Source organism: Haladaptatus ordinarius, from assembly GCF_054177595.1.
On record NZ_JBPEHH010000238.1, the window covers coordinates 1 to 2,030 of the forward strand.

At 56.1% G+C, this 2,030-nt stretch carries 1 protein-coding gene and 1 pseudogene; both read right to left on the reverse strand.

Going from position 1 to position 2,030, the window contains the following annotated elements; all coding sequences use genetic code 11:
- Positions 1–547: 547 nt before the first annotated feature.
- Positions 548–1,912 (reverse strand): flavin monoamine oxidase family protein, encoded by a 1,365-nt coding sequence (locus ACR3FF_RS26845; protein ID WP_458191123.1) that lies wholly within the window; start codon positions 1,910–1,912, stop codon positions 548–550.
- 3 nt (positions 1,913–1,915) lie between these two features.
- Positions 1,916–2,030 (reverse strand): annotated as a pseudogene (locus tag ACR3FF_RS26850) (IS1595-like element ISHti5 family transposase); the annotation flags it as partial.

A 2,030-nucleotide genomic window follows, 5' to 3' on the forward strand; every position in this document is an offset into this window, starting at 1 on the left:
GCGCAGGTGTTCCTCGCGCTGTGCCTTCGTCTCGTCATGGCAATCACCAACTACGAACGCGGAGACAATCCGGGAAGCACAATCATCACGGTGTGACAAGAGTTCTATGACACCCTCTGTTTGAACAGTTATTCCTCAACCCCGTCATCACCGCGCTGTCTGTCGGCTACCTGCTCTCTCTTTGCTCCACTTTGTTCAACTCGGTAAAATCCGTAACATATTTAGCTGAAACAAATCCGTTTTGGAGAACTCAAACCCTCAAAACCGAGTGGTATGGCTGCTCAGTCGATCCCGTATATAAATGATTGTGCTCGCTGGATGCTGAATACTCGATGCGTACTCATCACAGAAGTTGGCCAGTTCCCTGTTAGAGCGTGTCATAGAATACGTCTCACACCCACTACCCAGCAATTATACGGTCCTCATTTCACTTGTAATCCAGTGGTTCCACCAGTCATCTGTTTTATCCAAGATTAAGATCGTGGATAGTATCGATTGAGAACTATTGTATGACACCCTCTGTTAAACAAGGCGAGGGTATCTGATATCACGCAAGACGTCCGCTCACCTCACCTGCCACTCGGTTGCCTGATCGAATCGCTCCGTCCATATACCCACACCACCGTGTTGCCGTTTCCGCCCCAGCCCAGTGGATACGGCCTACAGGTTCACGGAGTACTGCTCCATAGCTACTCATAGTCCCTGGCGTCATGTTTCCGGCGTAACACCCGGCTGACCACTGCTCGTTCGACCACGTTTGCTCTACGTACTCGACTGGTTCCGCAGCTCGATCCCCAAAATACCTAGCGAAATCGACCAATACTTGTTGGCGTCGGTCGGAGGCGTCTCTCTCACTCCACGTACGTGCCTGGTTTCCCACGACGAAGCCGACCAGGGCCCCAGTCGTACTCTCGGCAGCCAAATCGTCGAAAATGAATCCGACGACGGTGTCTTCAGCGAGGACGAAGCCGGAGTAGCCGTCGGTCCGCCAGAACGGCTCCTCGTACGTCGCTATGCATTTGATTGTCGCGCCCATCGGCATCCGCTGTGTGAGCGCGTCCCGCCGGGCCGGAAGTGGCGGATCGTAGGCGATTCGCCCGGCAAGCGTCGGTGGAATCGCCACAATCACGAACGCTCCGGTGTACGCCCCACCATCGGATTCGACAGTCACACCTGATTCGTCCTGTGTGATAGCTCGGACCGGCGCTTCAAGATGCACGGCATCGGCCAGTTCGTCAGCCATCAGTTGGGATAGTTGCTGGGCTCCGCCTTCGATACGGCATTCCTGGGCACCCCCCTCCACACCGGTTATCGTCTCGATCCCGCCGGCAGCGTGAACGTACGAGAGAAAGAACAGGAGCGATATTTCGGACGGTTCGGTGGTGAACAGTGCCCGCAGGACTGTATCGAAGGCTGCTCGCGCTGCCGCAGTCTCGATCGTCTCTCGTTTCCACGACTCGACGGTGGTCGCGTCCCACTCCTCGGCGTCCGGTGCATCATACGGTGCCTCGAGTGGAATCTGTGATCGAAGCGTTTCAACCGTTCCGAACGCCTCCATCAGTTCCGCATACGACTCCGATGGTAGCGCCTGGAGTGCATCGTCGTGTTCACTCACCGTACCGTCGATCGAAAGCTGGTCGAGTCCGTCGTCGAACTGGGAGACCGTGTCGAGGCCGAACTCCGTGACGAGTTCGTTCACCCTGCTCTGTGTCGGGCCGATCCACTGACCTCCGAGGTCGACGTGTTCGCCGTCCGCCAACCGGTGAGTGAGTGTTCGCCCGCCGACGCGGTCCCGGGCTTCAAGTATCGTTACCTCGTGGCCGTCGTTCACGAGATTTCGAGCCGCGGTTAGTCCAGCTAGACCAGCACCGACGACGACGGCATCAAAACGTCCACGCAAATTTTCTTTCATCGCTCATCTGTAGAAGTCAGTACTTAGGATCTGCTCGAACCAGTCGTCGGTGTTGAGGATCCAGCCCAAGAAGTTTAGATAGCCCTGTAAGTGGTGTTTTGAGACGCCTCGGAACCTT